Annotated in this window: 15 protein-coding genes; 9 read left to right on the top strand and 6 right to left on the bottom strand. The window is 60.7% G+C overall.

What is annotated here, in order from left to right; all coding sequences use genetic code 11:
* The first annotated feature begins 110 nt into the window (after positions 1 to 110).
* Positions 111 to 425 carry a YbjQ family protein gene (locus P2T60_RS19870; protein WP_276282706.1) on the top strand — a complete coding sequence of 105 codons (315 nt, stop codon included), beginning with the start codon at positions 111 to 113 and terminating at the stop codon, positions 423 to 425.
* Positions 426 to 691: 266 nt separating this feature from the next.
* Here P2T60_RS19870 and P2T60_RS19865 read toward each other — a convergent pair whose 3' ends face one another.
* Positions 692 to 1915 (bottom strand): class I adenylate-forming enzyme family protein, encoded by a 1224-nt coding sequence (locus P2T60_RS19865; RefSeq protein ID WP_276282705.1) that lies wholly within the window; start codon positions 1913 to 1915, stop codon positions 692 to 694.
* Between the two features lie 180 nt (positions 1916 to 2095).
* Between P2T60_RS19865 and P2T60_RS19860 the strand changes: the two genes are divergently transcribed.
* Positions 2096 to 3184 (top strand): enolase-like domain-containing protein, encoded by a 1089-nt coding sequence (locus P2T60_RS19860; protein WP_276282704.1) that lies wholly within the window; start codon positions 2096 to 2098, stop codon positions 3182 to 3184.
* A 656-nt stretch (positions 3185 to 3840) separates the two neighbouring features.
* Here the strand turns inward: P2T60_RS19860 and P2T60_RS19855 are convergent.
* The gene (locus P2T60_RS19855) at positions 3841 to 4248 is read right to left on the bottom strand and encodes a PPC domain-containing DNA-binding protein (RefSeq protein WP_276282703.1); all 408 of its coding nucleotides are present in this window, start codon (positions 4246 to 4248) and stop codon (positions 3841 to 3843) included.
* Positions 4249 to 4346: 98 nt separating this feature from the next.
* On the opposite strand from P2T60_RS19855, the gene P2T60_RS19850 reads away from it, so the two are divergent.
* Entirely contained in the window at positions 4347 to 4964 is a 618-nt protein-coding gene (locus P2T60_RS19850; protein ID WP_276282702.1) for a class I SAM-dependent methyltransferase, read from the top strand.
* 21 nt (positions 4965 to 4985) lie between these two features.
* On the opposite strand, the gene P2T60_RS19845 is transcribed toward P2T60_RS19850, so the two are convergent.
* Together P2T60_RS19845 and P2T60_RS19840 are read right to left on the bottom strand one after the other, a co-directional pair.
* The gene (locus P2T60_RS19845; protein ID WP_276282701.1) at positions 4986 to 5516 is read right to left on the bottom strand and encodes a type IV pilin domain-containing protein; all 531 of its coding nucleotides are present in this window, start codon (positions 5514 to 5516) and stop codon (positions 4986 to 4988) included.
* A gap of 260 nt (positions 5517 to 5776) precedes the next feature.
* The gene (locus P2T60_RS19840; protein ID WP_276282700.1) at positions 5777 to 7303 is read right to left on the bottom strand and encodes a class I adenylate-forming enzyme family protein; all 1527 of its coding nucleotides are present in this window, start codon (positions 7301 to 7303) and stop codon (positions 5777 to 5779) included.
* Positions 7304 to 7681: 378 nt separating this feature from the next.
* On the opposite strand from P2T60_RS19840, the gene P2T60_RS19835 reads away from it, so the two are divergent.
* Positions 7682 to 8917, top strand: coding sequence for an MFS transporter (locus P2T60_RS19835; RefSeq protein WP_276282699.1), 1236 nt, complete (start codon positions 7682 to 7684; stop codon positions 8915 to 8917).
* Between the two features lie 42 nt (positions 8918 to 8959).
* Here the strand turns inward: P2T60_RS19835 and P2T60_RS19830 are convergent, their stop codons facing one another.
* Positions 8960 to 10333 carry a pyridoxal phosphate-dependent decarboxylase family protein gene (locus tag P2T60_RS19830; RefSeq protein WP_276282698.1) on the bottom strand — a complete coding sequence of 458 codons (1374 nt, stop codon included), beginning with the start codon at positions 10331 to 10333 and terminating at the stop codon, positions 8960 to 8962.
* Positions 10334 to 10740: 407 nt separating this feature from the next.
* On the opposite strand from P2T60_RS19830, the gene P2T60_RS19825 reads away from it, so the two are divergent.
* The 3 genes from P2T60_RS19825 to P2T60_RS19815 all read left to right on the top strand — a co-directional run bounded on the left by P2T60_RS19825 (position 10741) and on the right by P2T60_RS19815 (position 13884).
* A complete protein-coding gene (locus P2T60_RS19825; protein ID WP_276282697.1) occupies positions 10741 to 11472 on the top strand; it encodes a DUF4268 domain-containing protein in 732 nt (243 codons plus the stop codon).
* A 2-nt stretch (positions 11473 to 11474) separates the two neighbouring features.
* The gene (locus P2T60_RS19820; protein ID WP_276282696.1) at positions 11475 to 12368 is read left to right on the top strand and encodes a PhzF family phenazine biosynthesis protein; all 894 of its coding nucleotides are present in this window, start codon (positions 11475 to 11477) and stop codon (positions 12366 to 12368) included.
* A 637-nt stretch (positions 12369 to 13005) separates the two neighbouring features.
* Positions 13006 to 13884: an HNH endonuclease family protein gene (locus P2T60_RS19815; protein WP_276282695.1), complete on the top strand. Its 879-nt coding sequence runs from the start codon at positions 13006 to 13008 to the stop codon at positions 13882 to 13884.
* On the opposite strand, the gene P2T60_RS19810 is transcribed toward P2T60_RS19815, so the two are convergent.
* On the bottom strand, positions 13768 to 14778 hold the full coding sequence (locus P2T60_RS19810) for a DNA cytosine methyltransferase (RefSeq protein WP_276282735.1): 1011 nt from the start codon (positions 14776 to 14778) through the stop codon (positions 13768 to 13770). The genes P2T60_RS19815 and P2T60_RS19810 overlap by 117 nt on opposite strands.
* Before the next feature lie 65 nt (positions 14779 to 14843).
* Here P2T60_RS19810 and P2T60_RS19805 point away from each other — a divergent pair, with 65 nt between their 5' ends.
* Entirely contained in the window at positions 14844 to 16181 is a 1338-nt protein-coding gene (locus tag P2T60_RS19805) for a cytochrome P450 (protein ID WP_276282694.1), read from the top strand.
* Positions 16182 to 16496: 315 nt separating this feature from the next.
* On the top strand, positions 16497 to 17336 hold the full coding sequence (locus P2T60_RS19800) for an NAD(P)-binding domain-containing protein (RefSeq protein WP_276282693.1): 840 nt from the start codon (positions 16497 to 16499) through the stop codon (positions 17334 to 17336).
* Positions 17337 to 17350 lie beyond the last annotated feature (14 nt).

Below are 17350 nucleotides of genomic sequence, written 5' to 3'. Positions count from 1 at the left end.
CGGAAAAGGGTTCAGCAACCGGCAGGCGACGGAACCGCGCGGCGAGTCGCCGTCTTCACAGACTGAAGTCCGGCGTCGGGGTTTAAATCGGCGTGGCGACATGTCCCGGTATGGAAACCGTTACGACCGAAACGATTCCGGGCGAAGAAATCGAAGCGAGTCTCGGCATCGCGCGCGGAAACACCGTCGAAGCGCGAAACGTCGGCCGAGACATCACACAGGGACTCCGCAACATCGTCGGCGGCGAACTCAAGGCCTACTCCGAACTCCTGACGAAGGCCCGCGACGAGGCCCTCTCGCGCATGGAGGAGGAGGCCCAAGCGATGGGTGCCGACGCCGTGGTCAACGTCAGACTGGAGAGTTCGGAAATCGCAAACGGTGGCTCGGAAGTCATCGCTTACGGGACCGCGGTCCGACTCGCGTAACTCCCTCGCGCGCCCGAGTCGGACACCCGAATGCCGGTCGAAGGGCGACCCGCTCGGACACGCTACACATTGTAAACAGTCTACACACGAGTGTATAATGCTTCCGACGGGCGACCGCGCGGAGAAATTCCGCACTGTTTGAAATGTGTGCAACTTCCGGACGGTGTAGAATGTTTAGAACGTGTGACGCGTCGAGGGGGACGAACGGACGAGGTGGAGCGGACGGGGTGGAGCGGACGGGGTGGAGCGAACGTGACGGGACGAAATCAGTCGTCTCGGCGGTTGTCGAGACGGTTCCGGAAGTAGAGACACCCGTCCTCGTCCTGATAAATCACGTCTTCGGTGCGAAGCCATCCGTCGGTGAACAACTCCGACGCCTCGTTGTTCCGGTTCCAGTACCCCGGCGTCACCACGTCACCGCGCAGGAGCAGTTCGCCCTCGTTGCCGGGCGGTAGTTCTCGGCGGCTATCGAGGTCCACGAGTTTCGTCTCCACGACGCTGACCGGTTCCCCGATGCAGTTGGGCCGCGAGTCCTCGGAGAGTCGCGCCATACTCACCGCGAGCGATTCGGTCTGGCCGTAGTAGTTGATGACGTTCTCGATGCCGTAGATGTCCCGAAAGTCGTTGAACGTGGACTGGGCGCGGAGCAGACCCGTCGTGACGAGACAGGTCTCCATCGAAGAGGTGTCGTACTCCGCGGCGCGTTCGTCGTCGATTGCCTCACGGACCTGTTCGGGTTTCAACAGCGACAGGCGGGGTTCGTACTCCTCGACCAGTCGCGCCCACTGCTCGGCGTCCCAGTCGGACTGGACGACGACCGACCCGCCAGTGCAGAGGACCGGGAGGGCCGACCCGTAGATTCCGGGGCTTCGCGCGAGCGACACCGCCGCGAGATAGCCGTCCGACGCCGTGATGTCGAACACGTCGATGGACATCTGGGTCGAAGCGGTGACGTTTCTGTGGGTGTGGATGACGCCCTTCGGGACGCCGGTCGTCCCCGAGGTGTACACCACTTTTGCGATGTCCTCGTCGAGTTGCTTCTCGATTTCGAAAGAGGGCCGTTCGACGGTGGACAGTCCGAGGTCCCCGTCCGCACCGATGCAGATCTGTTCGAGGGGAACGTCCGTCAAGGTGTCGTCGCTCGTCTGCACTCGGAGTTTCTCGGCGTACTCGTCGGTGGTAATCGCCATCTCCGGCTCCAAGTCCGCGACCACGTGGTCGGTCACGTCGGCGTCCCATCGGCCGTCAATCGGAACGGCGATAGCGCCGACTCGCCAAATCCCCAGCACGACCGACAGGTAAGCCGGGTCGTTCGGGAGGTGGAGAGCGATTCGGTCGGTCGCCTCGACGCCCTCGTCTCTCAACAACGCGGCGACGTATCCGGACTCCCGGCGGAGTCGTCGGTAGGACTTGTCCTCGCCGGTGGGATTTTCGATAGCGATGTCGTCGTTGTTTTCCGCAACTCTATCGAATCTCTCACAGACGTTCATTTATTAACTTCGTATTTGAAAATAATATATAAGAGCATCGTTTTTTGACAATACAAATAACAATCGCAGTCTCGCGTCGAGTCCCGCTGACTGTCCCCGACAGTCGCCGTCAGTGCGATTTGCTCCGGCAGAGAATTTTAGTGCAAAAAAGATATGGTTCGGCGACGTGCCTTCTGGTCCATGACGCTCTACGACCGAATCGCCGACCTCTCGCTCGACATCGAGGGCTACGAGTTCGCGCGCAACCACCAAGACACCGGATTTCCTCGAGTGACCACCACCGTCTCGCTCCACGGCGACGGAGAGACCGGCCGCGGCGAAGACGTTATCTACACCGAGGAGGACCACCGCGCGTTACGCGAGACGACGGTCGAGTTCCCGTTCGCGGGCGAGTACACCTTCGACGAGTTCTCGGCGCTGTTAGACGAGACCGACTTATTTCCCGACCGCACGCCGCCGCGCGACTCGGACTACCGCTTCCGGCGATGGGCGTTCGAGAGTGCCGCGCTGGACCTCGCGCTCAAGCAATCGGACCTGACGCTCGCCGAGGCCCTCGACGAGGAGTACGACCCCCTGCGATTCGTCGTCAGCACCGGTCTCGGCGACCCACCGAGTACGGACCGCGTGCGCGGGTTGCTCGACGACGACCCGGACTTGGAGTTCAAACTCGACCCGAACCCCGAGTGGACTCCCGAACTGATGGACGAACTCGCCGCTACCGACGCCGTACGCATCCTCGACTTCAAAGGCCAGTACGAGAAAGTACCGGTGGCCCAACCTCCGCTTCCCGAGGTCTACGAGCAAGTCGCCGAGGCGTTCCCCGACGCACTGCTCGAAGACCCCGCGTTGACAGACGAGACCCGTCCGACGTTCGACGGCATCGAGGGCCGCGTGACGTGGGACCATCCGATTACCGGCGTCGAGAGCGTCGAAGCCCTCCCTTTCGAACCGGAGTATCTCAACGTCAAGCCCTCGCGCTTCGGCACGGTTGAGTCGCTCCTCGACACGGTGGAGTACTGTCGGGAACGGGACATCCGGATGTACGGCGGCGGCCAGTTCGAACTCGACGTGGGCCGTCAGCACATTCAGGCGCTCGCGTCCTTGTTCTACCCCGACGCGCCGAACGACACCGCTCCGCGGGCGTACAACGACCCGGGACTCGCCACGGACCTGCCGGGGAGTCCCCTCTCCCCGCCGTCGGACCCTCGCGGATTCGAGTGGACGCCGGACACGAAACCGGCTTCCGAACCCCCAACGCCGAACGAATAGACAGACGGCTCGGCCGCGTCGGTGAGCGAAGCAACTCTGTCCGGATGTTCCGAGTCCGACGACCGAAATCGGAGCGCCGAAGCCGTGACGCCGGAAAAATAGGAACATAATTTTTAAGAAAATAGATAGAAGTCTTATAGCCATACAAATAGTTGTGAAAGATAACTATATTTATCTCTTGGACGGATTGGCGCATCCGGATTGACACTATCGCGTGGTTCCGAATCGCCCCGTAGCCTTCTCGGTCCCCGAAGTCGTCACGGCGGACAATCCGGCGCTTACGAACGCGCCGACGCTCGAAATCCTGTTCGAAAATACATTCTCGAAAATATATTTCACCTATTTGTGATATTGTAATTGGCGTTTCTGACAGCGTATTAACGGCTTATCTATAAGGGCGTGGTGTTAGACGGGTCTATTATGTCGGATGCAGAGAAATTGTCGCGGCCAGAATCTACAGACACCCAGCCAATTCCGGAGAAAACGAGCCTCGAAGCCGCCTTGAACGCCTTCTACTACTGAACGAACCGACCCCTCGGCCGCCCAATCCCCCGCGTACGTTCCTCACTACGTCGAACTCCCGACGAAGAAAAACCAACCCCCGACGAACGACGGGTGACGAAGCGGTGGTCTGTGGCCCTGCACTCGAACCGCAGTCAGATGTCGAACACGTCGAGACCGGTCCGCTCGTCGAGGTGGTGGGTCAGCGGCGTCTCGCCGAGGGTCACGAGTATCTCGAAAGTGCCCGAGACTCTGGCCCCCGAGCAGTGACCGCCCAACGCCTCGAAGGAGTCGTCGGCCACCTGAATGTGGGTGTGAATCTTGTCCGGTCCGATATTGCCCGAAAAGTTCGTCACTTCGAACTGGCCCGCGAACTCCTCTTCGCTGTACTTCTGTGCGTCGGTGTCGTAGTGGCCGAGCGTCACCCGGTCCACCGCGCCGATACCCGTCAGAAAGCCGTTCTCGATGTCGTACTCCTCGCGCACCGCGTCGAGCGATTCGAGGACTTCCTCGCCCGGTTCGAGGCGGACGACGATTCGGTCGTCTTCGCGTACGTGGTCCACGTGCGTTCGCCACGACGACTACGGCGCACTTCGTAGTACTGCTTGCTGTCGGCCGGAACTTCATCGCCTCTTTACTCTCCGACCCCGTACCGTCGGGCATGGAACCGGAAGACAACCATCGCTACTGGGCCAACCGCTCGGCGGAGTTCTCGCCGACCCACTACGCCGAAATCGGACAGAACGAAGTCACCGAGACGCTCGCGGCGGTACTCGACCACTACGCCGCCGTCGACGCCGCAATCTTAGAAGTCGGGTGCAGTTCCGGGAGACATCTCGCCCACCTGTTAGACGAGGGGTTCGAGAACCTGACCGGCATCGACATCAACGACGATTCCTTCGACGTGATGGCCGACCACTACCCGCGACTCGCCGAAACCGGAACGTTCCACACGGGCGCAATCGAGGACATCGTTCCCGACTTCCCCGACGACGAGTTCGATGTCGTCTACTCCGTCGAGACGCTCCAACACGTCCACCCCGAGAACGCGTGGGCGTTCGAGGAGTTGGCCCGCGTCACGTCCGACCTGCTGATAACCGCCGAAAACGAGGGTAACAGCCCTAATCGCGGCCGCGAGGGTGCCGAGGTGAGTTGCGTCCACGACGACTTTCCGCTGTACCACCGCGACTGGAAGCAAGTGTTCTCGGAGTTGGGTCTCGCCCAACTCCTCTGTGAACCGGGCAAGCGCGATACCGTCCGGGTGTTTCGCGTCCTCTGACTGGTGGCGACCCGCGGCGACTCAGAGGCTGACCTCGGACTCGCCGACGACGGCGGTGTCGTCGCTACCGGGCGCGGTCCAGACGACTCGCACCACGTCGCCGTCCCGAATCGAGTCGTAGACTGTCTCTTCGTTCTCCGTGATGACGATGCGGTCGTCGGCGGTAATCTCGCCGGTCCATCCCTCGTTCGACCCGGTGAAGTGCTGTGGGTACGGTTTGCTCGGTCCGGACTCGTTGATTCGGCCGTTCTCGTAAGCGACCACGCCGTCTATCGTCACCCGCAACTGCGTGGCTTCAACCGCCTGTCCGCCGTCGTGGGTGATGTTGACCGCCTCGTCCACCCGCCCGTGGTCGCCGTCGGCGTCCATCGCGTCCTCCCGATACTCGAACGCGAACTGGGCGTTCGGTTGCGGTTCGCTCACTCGGTCCTCGAACCCGAGGACGAACGTTCCGATGGTGGTGGCTAAGACGACCGTAACCGCGACCATCAGAACGACGCTAACGGCGGGACTGACCGCGCCGTCGTCCTCGAAGAATCGTCTGACGTTCATGACTGATAGTTGTCCTTCGACACGATACCGCCCGTGCGCGCCGAGCGAACTCTCGACCCTGCTCACGGACGGACGTGTACGGGAGCGCGTTTTCACCCGGCACTTATAACGTTTCCTCAAGAAAATAACTCCTATATCTTCGTAAATTTAATAAAATAAGGTATGTGGTTCAAATGTCTGAGATTCGATACGCTAGTGCGAGCGAATCCGTCGCCGCGGGGACCACGGAGAGTGTGGGCCGTTCAGCTATCGGCGGCGAGTTATATCTTGCTACCGCTGTTCGGGAGGGTGTCCACGAACTCGAATTCGCGTGGCTTCTTGTAGTCCTCTATCGCTTCGCTCTCGACGCAGTGGTCTTGGAGTTGTTCGGCGGTCACGTCGCCGTCGGCGACGACGTAGGCTTTCGGAACCTCGCCCCACTCGTCGTCCTCAATGCCGACGACGGTGGTCGCTTCGACTGCCGGGTGCGACCGGAGGACTGCCTCGATGTTCTTCGGGTAGATGTTCTCTCCGATGAACTTGATGCGGTTGCTGAGTCTGCCGGTCAGCCTGTAGTATCCGTCCTCGGTTTCGAGGCAGGCGTCGCCCGTGAAGTACCAGTCGCCCTCGAAGGAGTCGCCAGCAGTCTCGTAGTCGCGCAGGTAGCCCTCGAACGCGCCGGGGGTGTCGTGGCGGACGATGAGTTCTCCTTCCTCGCCGACGCCGACTTCCGCCGACGGGTCGCGCTCGTCGATTTCCACGATTCGCATGTCCTCGGCAGTCTCGGCGTACGCGAATATCGCCGGGTTGTTCTTCTCCCGGAGGTTGACCTTCGTGTACGACGAGAAGATTTCGGTCATCCCGTAGATGTTGTAGAGTTGGTCGGGGTCGATGATTCGCTTGATGTCGCCGAACAGTTCTCCGCTCATCGGTGCCGCCGAGAAGCTAACCGTCTCGACGGACTCGAACGTCTCGCGGTCCTCGTCCGCGTCGGGTTGCTCGAATTCGTCTTTCGGGTCGAGCAGTCGCTGGTAGATGACCGGTGCCTCGTGGAGGACCGTGACATCCTCCTCGGCTATCACGCGACGGTACAGGTCGGGGTCGAACTCGGGAAACGGGATGAAGGTGCCGCCCGTCACGAACGCGGAGAGGAGCAGTCCGTGGAATCCGAGCGTGTGATAGAGGTGTATCCGGCCGAGGACGGTCTCCCTGTCGAAGACTCGCTGACTGTGGATGTTGAGAAAGACTCGGTTGATGCCGCCGCGGTGGGTAATCTCGATGCCCTTCGGGTCGCCGGTGGTCCCCGAACTGTACTGGATGATGCTGGTGTCGTCGGGACCTATCGACACCGGGTCCGGCGCGTCGGACTCCCGGAGCAACGCCTCGTAGTCGGTCACGTCGGGTGCCGACACGTCGGCCGTCGTGACGAACGTGTTGCACTCCAACTCTTCGCGGAGGTCCATCACTTGGTCGGCTATCACGTCCCCGAACACCAGCATCGACATGTCGGCGTCCGAGACGAAGTAGCGGAGTTTGTCGTTGTTGATGTCGAAGTTGAAGGGAACGGCGACGGCACCGACTCGCTGGATGGCGAGCAGAACGAAGACGTTCTCCGGCGAGTTGCGGTGGGCCACTCCAACTCTGTCACCCTTCTCGATACCGAACGACTGGAGACCCGCGGCGATTCGGTCTACCTTCTCGTCTACTTCGGCGTAGCTAAACCGCTGTTCGGCTATCGGGTCTACGATAGCAGTCCGTTCGGGCGCACTCTTCACCGTATTTTGAAACAACTGAGGAACGTCCCACATGCTTTCACGTTATAAAAGTATGATATAAAATTGTATCGGCTTTTATCTCATTGACTAGGATGATGATTCATAGTTGCTCGGTAGTGGGCGGTCCGTATCTCCCGATTTTCCGGGCGTAGAGCGCCGTCGGGCCACCGATTCGCGACTCGTCGCCGTCCGTGCCGTCGGCGGTTCCGCTACTCCCGCACAAATATCTCCAACTGTTTCTGTTTGCAGTACTCCCGTGGTCGGCGTACCGACCCGGTAACCCGGTCGAACGAATTCCTCCGAGCGGTTACGTTTTCTGAGATTGATAGTTGATTCTTGTTACCAAGACACTTGAATAAGAATTCAATATGAAAAGGTAAATGTGTCACTGCGGCGTCCCTCTCGGGTGTAATGACAGCTGACATTACCGAGAGCCAAGATGAACTCGCCGATACCGGGGGTTCGGTCTGGGATATACGGTTGGTCGTACTGACGTTGGGAACGTTCATGGTCGGTACAGGGAACCTCGTCTTCATCGGCGTCCTCGGCGAACTCGCCAGTGACCTCAGCGTCACGGAGGGCACTGCTGGCGTACTAGTGACGGTGTACGCCGCCACCGTGGTCGTCGGGTCGCCGATTCTCGTCTCGGTTACGGGGTCGGTCACTCGCAAACGCCTCCTCCTCGGTTCCGTCCTCGTCTACGCGATTACGAACTTGACCGCCGCCGTCCTACCGACGTTTCGACTACTCGTCCTTGACCGGGCCGTGATGGGCGTCGGGTCGGCGCTGTACACCCCCGTCGCCGTCGCCGTCGCCGCGGACTTGGCACCCGCCGAAAAGCGCGGACAGGCGATTTCGCTCGTCATGAGCGGACTGACAGTCGCGTTCGTCGTCGGTCTCCCGCTCGGCACCGCCATCGGCGGGTACTTCGGATGGCGCGCGACGTTCGCGTTCGTCGGCATCACCGGTCTCCTCGCGTTCCTCGGACTCCAAGTGTTCTTCCCGGTAATCGAGACGACGTCCGAGGCGGCCGGTCTCCGGTCGGTGGCCGCGCTTCGCCGCCCCGCAATCGCCATCAACGTCGGACTCATCGTCCTCGAATTCGCGAGTACGTTCGTCGCCGTCTCGTTCGTCGGTCCCCTCCTGCGTAGCATCACCGGGTTCGGCACGCGGGGCGTCACGATAATCCAGTTCCTCCTCGGTATCGGCGGTATCGTCGGAACCATGCTCGGCGGGTACGGGTCGGACAACTGGGACACCAGCAACATGCTCATCGGCATCGCTATCGGCGTCATCCTCGGCCTGCTCCCGCTCTGGTTGGTGCAACCGGTTTCCGGGTCGCTTCTGGCAATCGCCACGGCAATCTTCGCTTCGGTCGTCGGTGCCGGGTCGCTGTTCGCACTGCTTCCGATTCAACAGAGCCGTCTGCTCCAAATCGCGCCCGACTCGCGGAACGTCGTCCTCGCGCTGACCGTCTCTGCGGTCTTCCTCGGGTTGGCGCTCGGGTCCACTATCGGCAGTGCCGCGCTGACGCAAGTCGAGTCCTACGGCAATCTCGGCGCCGTCGGTGCGGCCTTCGGTGGCGTCGGACTCCTGATTACGGTTCTGATGAAGTCCGGCAACTTCGCGTCCCCCAGTACCGCGTAGTCGGACCGCTCCGTTTCCGAGAAACTTCTGTCGTCGCGTTCGTCACTCGGTGACTTCCGAGACGACCGCTTCGATGTCTTCGAGACCGTCGGCGAGGTGTTCGCGGTGGGTCCGGAACGAGAGAACGCAGATTCGGATGGCGAACCGGCCGTTTAGCGTCGTCCCCGAGAGGTAGATTCGGTTCCGAGCGTTGATTTCCTCTAGTACTCGCTGGTTGAGTTCGTCGAGGTCCTCGCCCTCGATGCCCTCCGGTTCGACCCGGAACGCGAGGATGGACAGTTGGGGTTCCGCGACCAGTTTCACGTCGTCGATGTTCCGGAGGCAATCGGCGACTTGGTTGGCGAGTTCCAACTTCTCGGCGAGGGTGTCCCGGAAGGCATCGATACCGTGCATCTTCAGCGGTAGCCACACCCGCAGACCCCGGAAGTCCCGCGACAGTTCCGGCCCGAGTTGGCTGAAGTCCACCGTCCCGGACTCGGGTTCCCAATCTGGGATGTAGTCGGCCTCGACGGAGTGGGCGCGAGCGAGCGCGTCCCCGTCTCGCATCAGGACCGCCCCCGTACCGTACGGGAGGAACAGACCCTTGTGGGGGTCTACCGTGATGGAGTCACACCGGTCGAGTCCGGAGAGTTTCTCTCGGCCGTCGTCGGTCAGCGAGAAGAACCCGCCGTAGGCACCGTCGGCGTGAAGCCAGAGGTCCTCTCGGTCACAGAGGTCCGCGAGGGCCTCGAAGTCGTCCACCGCGCCCGTGTTCGTCGTGCCCGCGGTCCCGACGACGAGGAGGGGGTCCTTTCCGGCGTCTCGGTCCTCCTCGATTGCCGATTCGAGGGCGTCCACGTCCATCCGAAACCGCTCGTCGGTTTCGATAGAGCGCACGTTTTCCGGCGGGAACCCGGCGAGGACGGTGGCTTTCGACACCGAGTGGTGCGACTGGTCGCTGGTGTAGATAATGCCGTCGAGGAAGTCGTCGTCAAGGCGTTCGCGCCGAGCGGTAATCGTGGCGACGAGGTTCGCCATCGACCCGCCGGACGTGAGCAGGCCGAACGACTCGTCCGGGTAGCCCATGATTTCACAGAACCAGTTGACGACGTTCGTCTCGAGGGCGACGAGCGCCGGGGCCGCGAACCACGTCCCGACGTAGCGGTTGGTCGCGTCCGCCACGAAGTCCGCCAGTGCCGCGTGAAAGAGACCGCCGCCCGGCGTGTACGCCATGTAGCCCGGGTGGACGTTGGTACTGGAGTGGACGATAGCCTCCTCGAACAGGGTGTCCAGCAGGTCGTCGTAGGCCGTCGGCTCTTCCGGGAGCGGTTCGCGCAACTCCGCGGCTTTCTCGTGGGCACCGTCGAGGTTGGCCGCGGGACCGTCCGGGACGCCTTCGAGGTGGTCGAGTACGCGCTCGGCCGCCTCTTGGATCATCTCGTTCTTCTCGTCGCGAGAGAACTCGAGCGGACGGTCGGTATCTTTCCCAGGAGGGAGGCTAGAATCAACCATTATCGTGCAGACAGAGAACTATTGAACGCAAAAAAAGCGTCGTTGTCCGGGGACCTCCCTCTGGCGGTAAACGAGTCGTAACGTCTCGCCCGGCAAATTTGCGTATTGATAACAAATTCCTATTGTAATATCAATATGAAAGAGATAAGTATGTAGTAAATTCATTACACGAAAAGATGCCTGAAACCGGCTCGTCTGACTCCGATGACGCCAACCGACGCGATGGTGCCGGATTTTCCTCCTATCTCACCGGAACGCTACGGTCTGACGAGACATCCGAATTGGAGACCGAACTCGGTTTCGACTTCGAGACTGTTTCCACTCCGGACGATTTGTCGTTCGATGTCGTCGCTACGACCGCGGCGCGTCGAACCGTCGCCATCGAAGCGATGGGCGACGGCCGCCAGCGGTGGGACCGGACGTTGGTGTCCGCATCGAAATACAAACCGGACTTCCTCGTACTCGTCGGAACGGCGTTCGACGACGACAACGTTGGAATCCTCGAGTGGTTGAACGACGCGACTCACGCCAACGTGTTCGGCGTGTCGGTCGGAAATGACGCTCCCGACTCGGGGGTCGACCCCAACGTACTCGTGGAACCACCGGGATGGTCCGACCAGTCCGAACAGAACCTCACGGAGAAACAACTCCTCCAGTTGCGCTACTGGGCCGAACTTCGGGACCGAATCGAGAACCGCGACACCTGTCTGGACTCGTGTGAACCCCAACCGAACAACTGGTACAACAACTCGATGGGGAAAATCGGGTACAAACTCCAGTTCGCCATCAACAGCTATCAGTCCGTGATACTGACCCAACTCGTGGTCCGTGACGACCCCGACGGCTTCCAAGCCCTCGCCGACGACCGGGAAGCCATCCGACGCGACATCGGCGAGGACCTCGTCTGGCTTCCGCCCGAGGAGGCGAAAGGTGAGGGCAACCGCGCACGGATAACGCTCCGGCGCGAGGGCGACCTGTTCGCCGAAGACTCGTGGGCCCAGTATCAGGAGTGGATGCTGGACGCGGGCGAGCGATTCTACGACGTGTTCCGCGACCGCATCTGAGCATGGCTGACGACCTATCCACGCCGGTTCACGTCGTAGACGTGTTTTCGCAGGGCCGGTACACCGGCAACCAACTCGCGGTCGTTCGGGACGCCCACCGACTGTCGGCCGACGAGATGGGGTGCATCGCTCGGGAGATGGACTACTCCGAGACGGCGTTCGTCACCGACGAGTCGCCAGCGGACGGCGGGTACGGCGTCCGCCTCTTCACCCCGGAAGCCGAGGTGCCCTTCGCCGGACACGCGGTCCTCGGTACGGCGTCGGTGATTCGAGACGCGATTGCCGACGGCGACCCCGACGAGATTACCCTCTCGCTGTCGGAGGGGTCGGTCACGGTGACGGCCGACACCGACGGCGACGAACCGATTTTTTGGCTCGAAGACCGCTCCGCGTCATTCCTCGAAACGCTCGACCCCGAAGTCGCCGCCGACGTGGTGGACGTGGCTCCCGGAGACGTGGCCCGCGACCTGCCCTGTCAGGTCGTCTCGACCGGACTACCCCAGTTGATGGTTCCGCTCGAAAGCCTCGATGCGGTCCGGCGGGCCACCACGAACGAGACCCCTTACTACGAACACGTCGTGGACGGTCTCGGCGTGAAGGCGGTGTTGGTGTTCGCCCGTGAGACCTACGAGTCCGAGAGCGACCTGAACGTCCGCGTGTTCGTGGAGGCCCACGGCATCCCCGAGGACTCCGCGACCGGGTCGGCCAACACCAGTCTCGCGGCCCTTCTCCTGCGCGAGCGAACGTCGGCCAGCGAACTCCGACTGACGGCCGAACAGGGCTACGAGATGGACCGGCCTTCGACGCTCCACCTCCGCGCCGACCGGACCGACGACAGCGTGGTCGCTCGGGTCGGCGGACGGGTCTCGAACGTTCTCGAAGGCCGACTGCTGTAACGACTGAGCCGTCGGGTCGTCCATCGCCCTCGCCGAAGAGGGCGAGTAGCACCTCATCGACGTGCGACTCGCGGGGTCGTGAGTCCTCTCTCGGGGCTTGCGTTCGCTGCTGGGAGTGTGCGACTGCACTGTCCTTCGGAGTCTAGTTCGTAACGTTCGCCGATTTCGAAGGAGACGAGAGAGGGGTGGCAACCGACGCGACGGCCGACCACGACGTAAGGGTCTAACGAGTTATTAGCTCCCGTCTACAAACTCGACTTCCCCTATGTTTAGGTCTACCAAGAGTTTGTTACAGCACAACGAGTATTCAGTTGTTGGTCTTCGTCGTCGTAGTATTTCTCTTCGTCGTCGTAGTATTTCTCTACTAAATTTACCTCAACGAGGTGTTCGAGTTCTCGATATATCGTTTCTCGGTGCTTGTCGTCCGCGAACTCGTTTTGATATTCCCGATACGTCTCAATTGACGAACGGTCGTCTTGAGAAATTAGGCCGAGGATTTTGATTCGCGTCTCGTTCGAAAGTGCTTTTCCGATTTTCGTTATTTCCATCACTTCTAAGTAACTCCATGATGAGAATTATTGTTTGTTACTCGTATTTGTAACAAGATTCGTTTCCAAGTAACAAAGTTACGAGTTGTATGTATCTGTATGAAAATCGTATGGCATCTGATTTCGAACAGATTTACCGAAGACTCCTTGCTCAAGCAGGGACTGTCGTCGAAGAACTCGAAGACATCGACTCGGACGAAGTTACGAGAGAGAACTGGACGAGTGAGTTTTCGGACTTCAACGATTCTCTGGATGAATTCGAAGAAACACAAGCCGAACTCTTTGCAGAATTATTCGACGCTACCAGTGGAAAGGGCCGAATCCGGGAATTCATGCGTGACAACGTAGGCGAAGTTGTTACCACTCAAACTCTTGCCCGAATTAGCGGGATACAAGATTACCAACGGCGAATACGCGAACTTCGGAACGAAGAAGGATTTATCGCCGATTCGACCCGCACCCGGTCTGAACTCTCTAACGATGAGTATTATATTAAGGAAATACGTGATGTGAATCAGAAAACTCGTCTTCCAAATGACCAACGGTTAAACTACTTAGAAGAAACTAATTACGAGTGTGAACTCTGTGGGCGTAACGTAAACGACAAAAAGGTCAATTGGGTTGACGTAGACCACATCCAACCCTATGTCGAATTCGGCACCGCAAAAGAGACCCACAAACGGGAAAATCTTCAAACACTCCGTAATCGATACCACGACGGAAAGAGCGCTCGTGAAGACATCGCAAATCAACGTCGAGACGGCGATACGGGTGCGGTAGATGCTGAAAACAGTGATAAACGATACGGGGGAATCAGACGAACAATCGTCCCAACAAGGGATTACAGATTACTAACTGCTGAACGTGGCAAGTTGGGACTGCTTTTGCTTCCCAATCCGGAACGATTTCTTGAAGATATCATGTTCGGTTTCCGCCTCTGGATTGATTCGGCTTTTTTTCCCTTCTAAATGGGATTTGATTGCTCGTCCGAGATGGTACGCTAACTTCGGCGGTACTGCGTTCCCGATTTGGGGTGCGACCCGCGTTCGTGCCCCGACGAACTCGAAGTCGTCCGGGAACGTCTGAAGACGGGCACCCTCCCGAATCGTAATCGAGCGGTTTGCCTCGGGGTGGAGATACCTTCCCTTTTCAGGTTTGTAGAATTCGGTCCGAATGGTAACTGACGGGAGATTCCACCACAGGCGGCTGAACAAGTCGGTACCACCGCGCTCTTTGTTCTTCCAGCAGTCCGGCATGAGTTCTTTCGGAAGGTCAAACCGATTTCCACCGGGAGGGACTTCTTGGAAGCGCCTTTTGCTGAGTTCCGTAACGCGCTTCCGACTGACGTGCCAGTTCTCTTCGGACGGTTCGTGCGGTAAGCTACCGAACGCGTCTCGAACTGTGCGTGTTTCTTCGTCTGTCTCTTCCGGGAAGAACGGTACACCAAGCTTACTACCCAGCACGAACCCCCGCTTTCGTTTCTGTGGAACTCCATAGTCGTGCGCCCAGAGCGTGTCCACGACTATTGTGTAACCTAACTCTTCTGCAATTTTGACGGCCCGTGCGCCTTCCCGAGATTTCAAAAAGCGCGAGACGTTCTCGATAAGGAAAACGTCCGGGTCGATGTCTTCGACAGCACGCAGAAAGTGACGCCATAGCTCGTTACGTTCGTCGCTCAACGCTTCCGTACTCGTCTTGTTGAGATTAGAAAACCCCTGACACGGCGGTCCGCCGACAACCACGTCCGCGTCGTCCCACATCTCGAAAGAAGGAACGTTCCGAATGTCTTTTTCGATTACTTCACCATCGAAATTTCGGCGGAACGTCTCCGCAGTATTATCGTCGGACTCCACCGCCCCAATCGTTTTAAAATAGGGATGGACAATACGCCGCTGGATTCATCCTGCCCCAACCCTAAGACTTGACGATGAGTTCGTCACCGCCCGGCCCACGGGGAGAACCGCTGTTCGGGAGTAGCCGTCGGTACGCCCGCGACCCGTTCCGGTTTCTCTCGGCGCTCGAACAGGCGTACGGCGACGTGGTGCAGTTCGACCTCGGTCCGCTGAACACCTACCTGCTGACCGACCCCGCCGACATCGAACGCGTGTTGGTCTCGGAAGTAGAGACGTTCCGCAAGCCCGACTTCCAGAACGACGCCCTCGGCGACTTGCTCGGTAAGGGGCTTTTGCTCAGCGAGGGCCAGCAGTGGCGCAAACAGCGCCAACTCGCCAACCCCGCGTTCGACGTGAACCGGGTGATGGCGTTCGCCGACCGAATCGTCGCCCACAACGACGACTTGCTCGCCGACTGGTCCGACGGCGCGACGGTCAATGTCGAACAGGACATGACGCAGGTGACGCTCGCGGTCATCGTGGACCTGATGCTCGGCACCGACTTGGACGACCGGCGGGTCCAGACCATCCGCGAGGCGCTGATGCCTCTCGGGGCGCGCTTCGAACCCGACCCGGTTCGGTTCGCCGCCCCGCAGTGGCTTCCGATGCCCGGCGACAGCGAGTACCGGACCGCCGTCGAGACCCTAGAGGGCGTCATCGCCGACATCGTGGCCGACCGGCGCGGCACGCACGGCGACCCCGAAACCGACGAGGGGCCGAACGACCTGCTGTCGATTCTCCTGCGCGCGCAGGACCGCGGCGAGCAGTCCGACCGCCAGATACGCGACGAGGTGATGACGATGCTGTTGGCGGGCCACGACACCACCGCGCTGACGCTGACCTACACGTGGTACCTGCTGTCTCAACATCCCGAAGTCGAGCGGCGCGTCCACGAGGAAATCGAGGACGTGCTGGACGGCGACCCGCCGACGATGGCCGACGTGCGTGACCTCACCTACGTCGAACGGGTCGTAGACGAGGCGATGCGCCTCTACCCGCCGGTGTACACGATGTTCCGCGAAGCGAGAGAATCCGTCGAACTCGGTGGCTACCGCGTCCCCGAAGGGGCCGCCATCATGCTCTCGCAGTGGGCGATGCACCGGTCGGAGCGCCACTGGGAGAACCCCGACGCGTTCGACCCCGACCGGTGGACCCGCGACGTGGACCGGCCGCGGTTCGCGTACTTCCCGTTCGGCGGTGGGCCGCGCCACTGCATCGGCAAGCACCTCGCCAAACTCGAAGCCAAACTCATCCTCGCGCGCACCGCCCAACGGTACCGTCTGGAGTACACCCGCGAGGGCGAACCCGAGTTGTGGCCGACGCTGACGATGCACCCCCGGAACGGGATGCCGATGCGCGTCCACGAACGCTGACGTTCGCGGTTGGCTGTGGTGCGTCGAGTCGTTTTCGTGGGGAGTTCGTACCGTTGCTGTTCGCCCGGTCTCCGGGACCACAGCGTCCGAGAGTCAACGTGAAGAACTACTCTTTTAGGCGCGCCTAAATTCCGACGCCCTTATGTGGGTTTAAACGGGCCTACGTTGTATGAGCCAGAACCGAAGACCCCCGACATCACGCCCGAACTTCGGACGGTCGAGACCGGAACAGCGTTCCGCGGCGGCCCGATACGTCTCGGCTCCCTCCATCACCGCTTGCTCCGAAAGCGATACGCGACCGGATACTTTCCGAACATGAACACACGTCACGAACGAGCGGCCCGGCCGGACGCGGACGACTACGACCTCGTAGTCGTCGGCGGCGGCGCGTCGGGACTCGCGGCGGCCGTGTTCGCCGCCCGCTACGGACTCGATACCGTCGTGTTCGACCGCGGCGGGTCGGCCATCCGACGGTCGTACTCCATCGAGAACTACCTCGGGTTCCTCGCAGTCGACCCGGCGACGTTCCTCCGACTCGGCCGCGCGCACGCACGGTACGAGGGTGCCGAAGTCGTCGACGACCTCGTGACATCGGTCGTCGAGCGCGACGACGGGTTCCGCGTCCGGACCGAAGACGGCACCGACGTTGGCGCGCGATACGTCGTCGCCGCTTCCGCGTACAACGCCGACTACCTGACCGAACTCGACGGCGGGGCGTTCCACGACGAGGGCGAGCATCCGGTCGAGTGCGACGAGGCGACCGGACGCACGCCCGTAGACGGTCTCTACGTCGCGGGATGGCTCTCCGGCCAACCGCATCAGGTCCTCATCGCCGCCGGTCACGGCGCTCGCGTCGCCAAGTCGCTCGTCCACGACCGGAGAAGGGAACGTGGATACTGGGACGGAATCGCGGACTACTGGGACTGGTCGGTCGAGACCGGAACGTACAGCGGCGAGCAGTGGCACGACCGCCTCGACGAGTGGGTCGATTCGACGCTTCCCGACGACCACGATGTCTCCGACGAGCGAATCGAGCGCATCCGCGAGGCGGTGAAAGAAGAACGACTGTCGTTCGAGTGTACGCCCGCCGAGCGAGAGGCCCGGATGGAAGACACCCGTCGACTCCTCGCCGAGCAGTTCGGGTCGGCGGAGTGACGACGGTCCCGGCC

Source organism: Halorussus caseinilyticus, assembly GCF_029338395.1.
GTDB classification, from domain to species: Archaea; Halobacteriota; Halobacteria; order Halobacteriales; family Haladaptataceae; genus Halorussus; species Halorussus caseinilyticus.
Note: the sequence above shows the minus strand (reverse complement) of the source record. Positions and strands in the feature narration are given on the sequence as shown.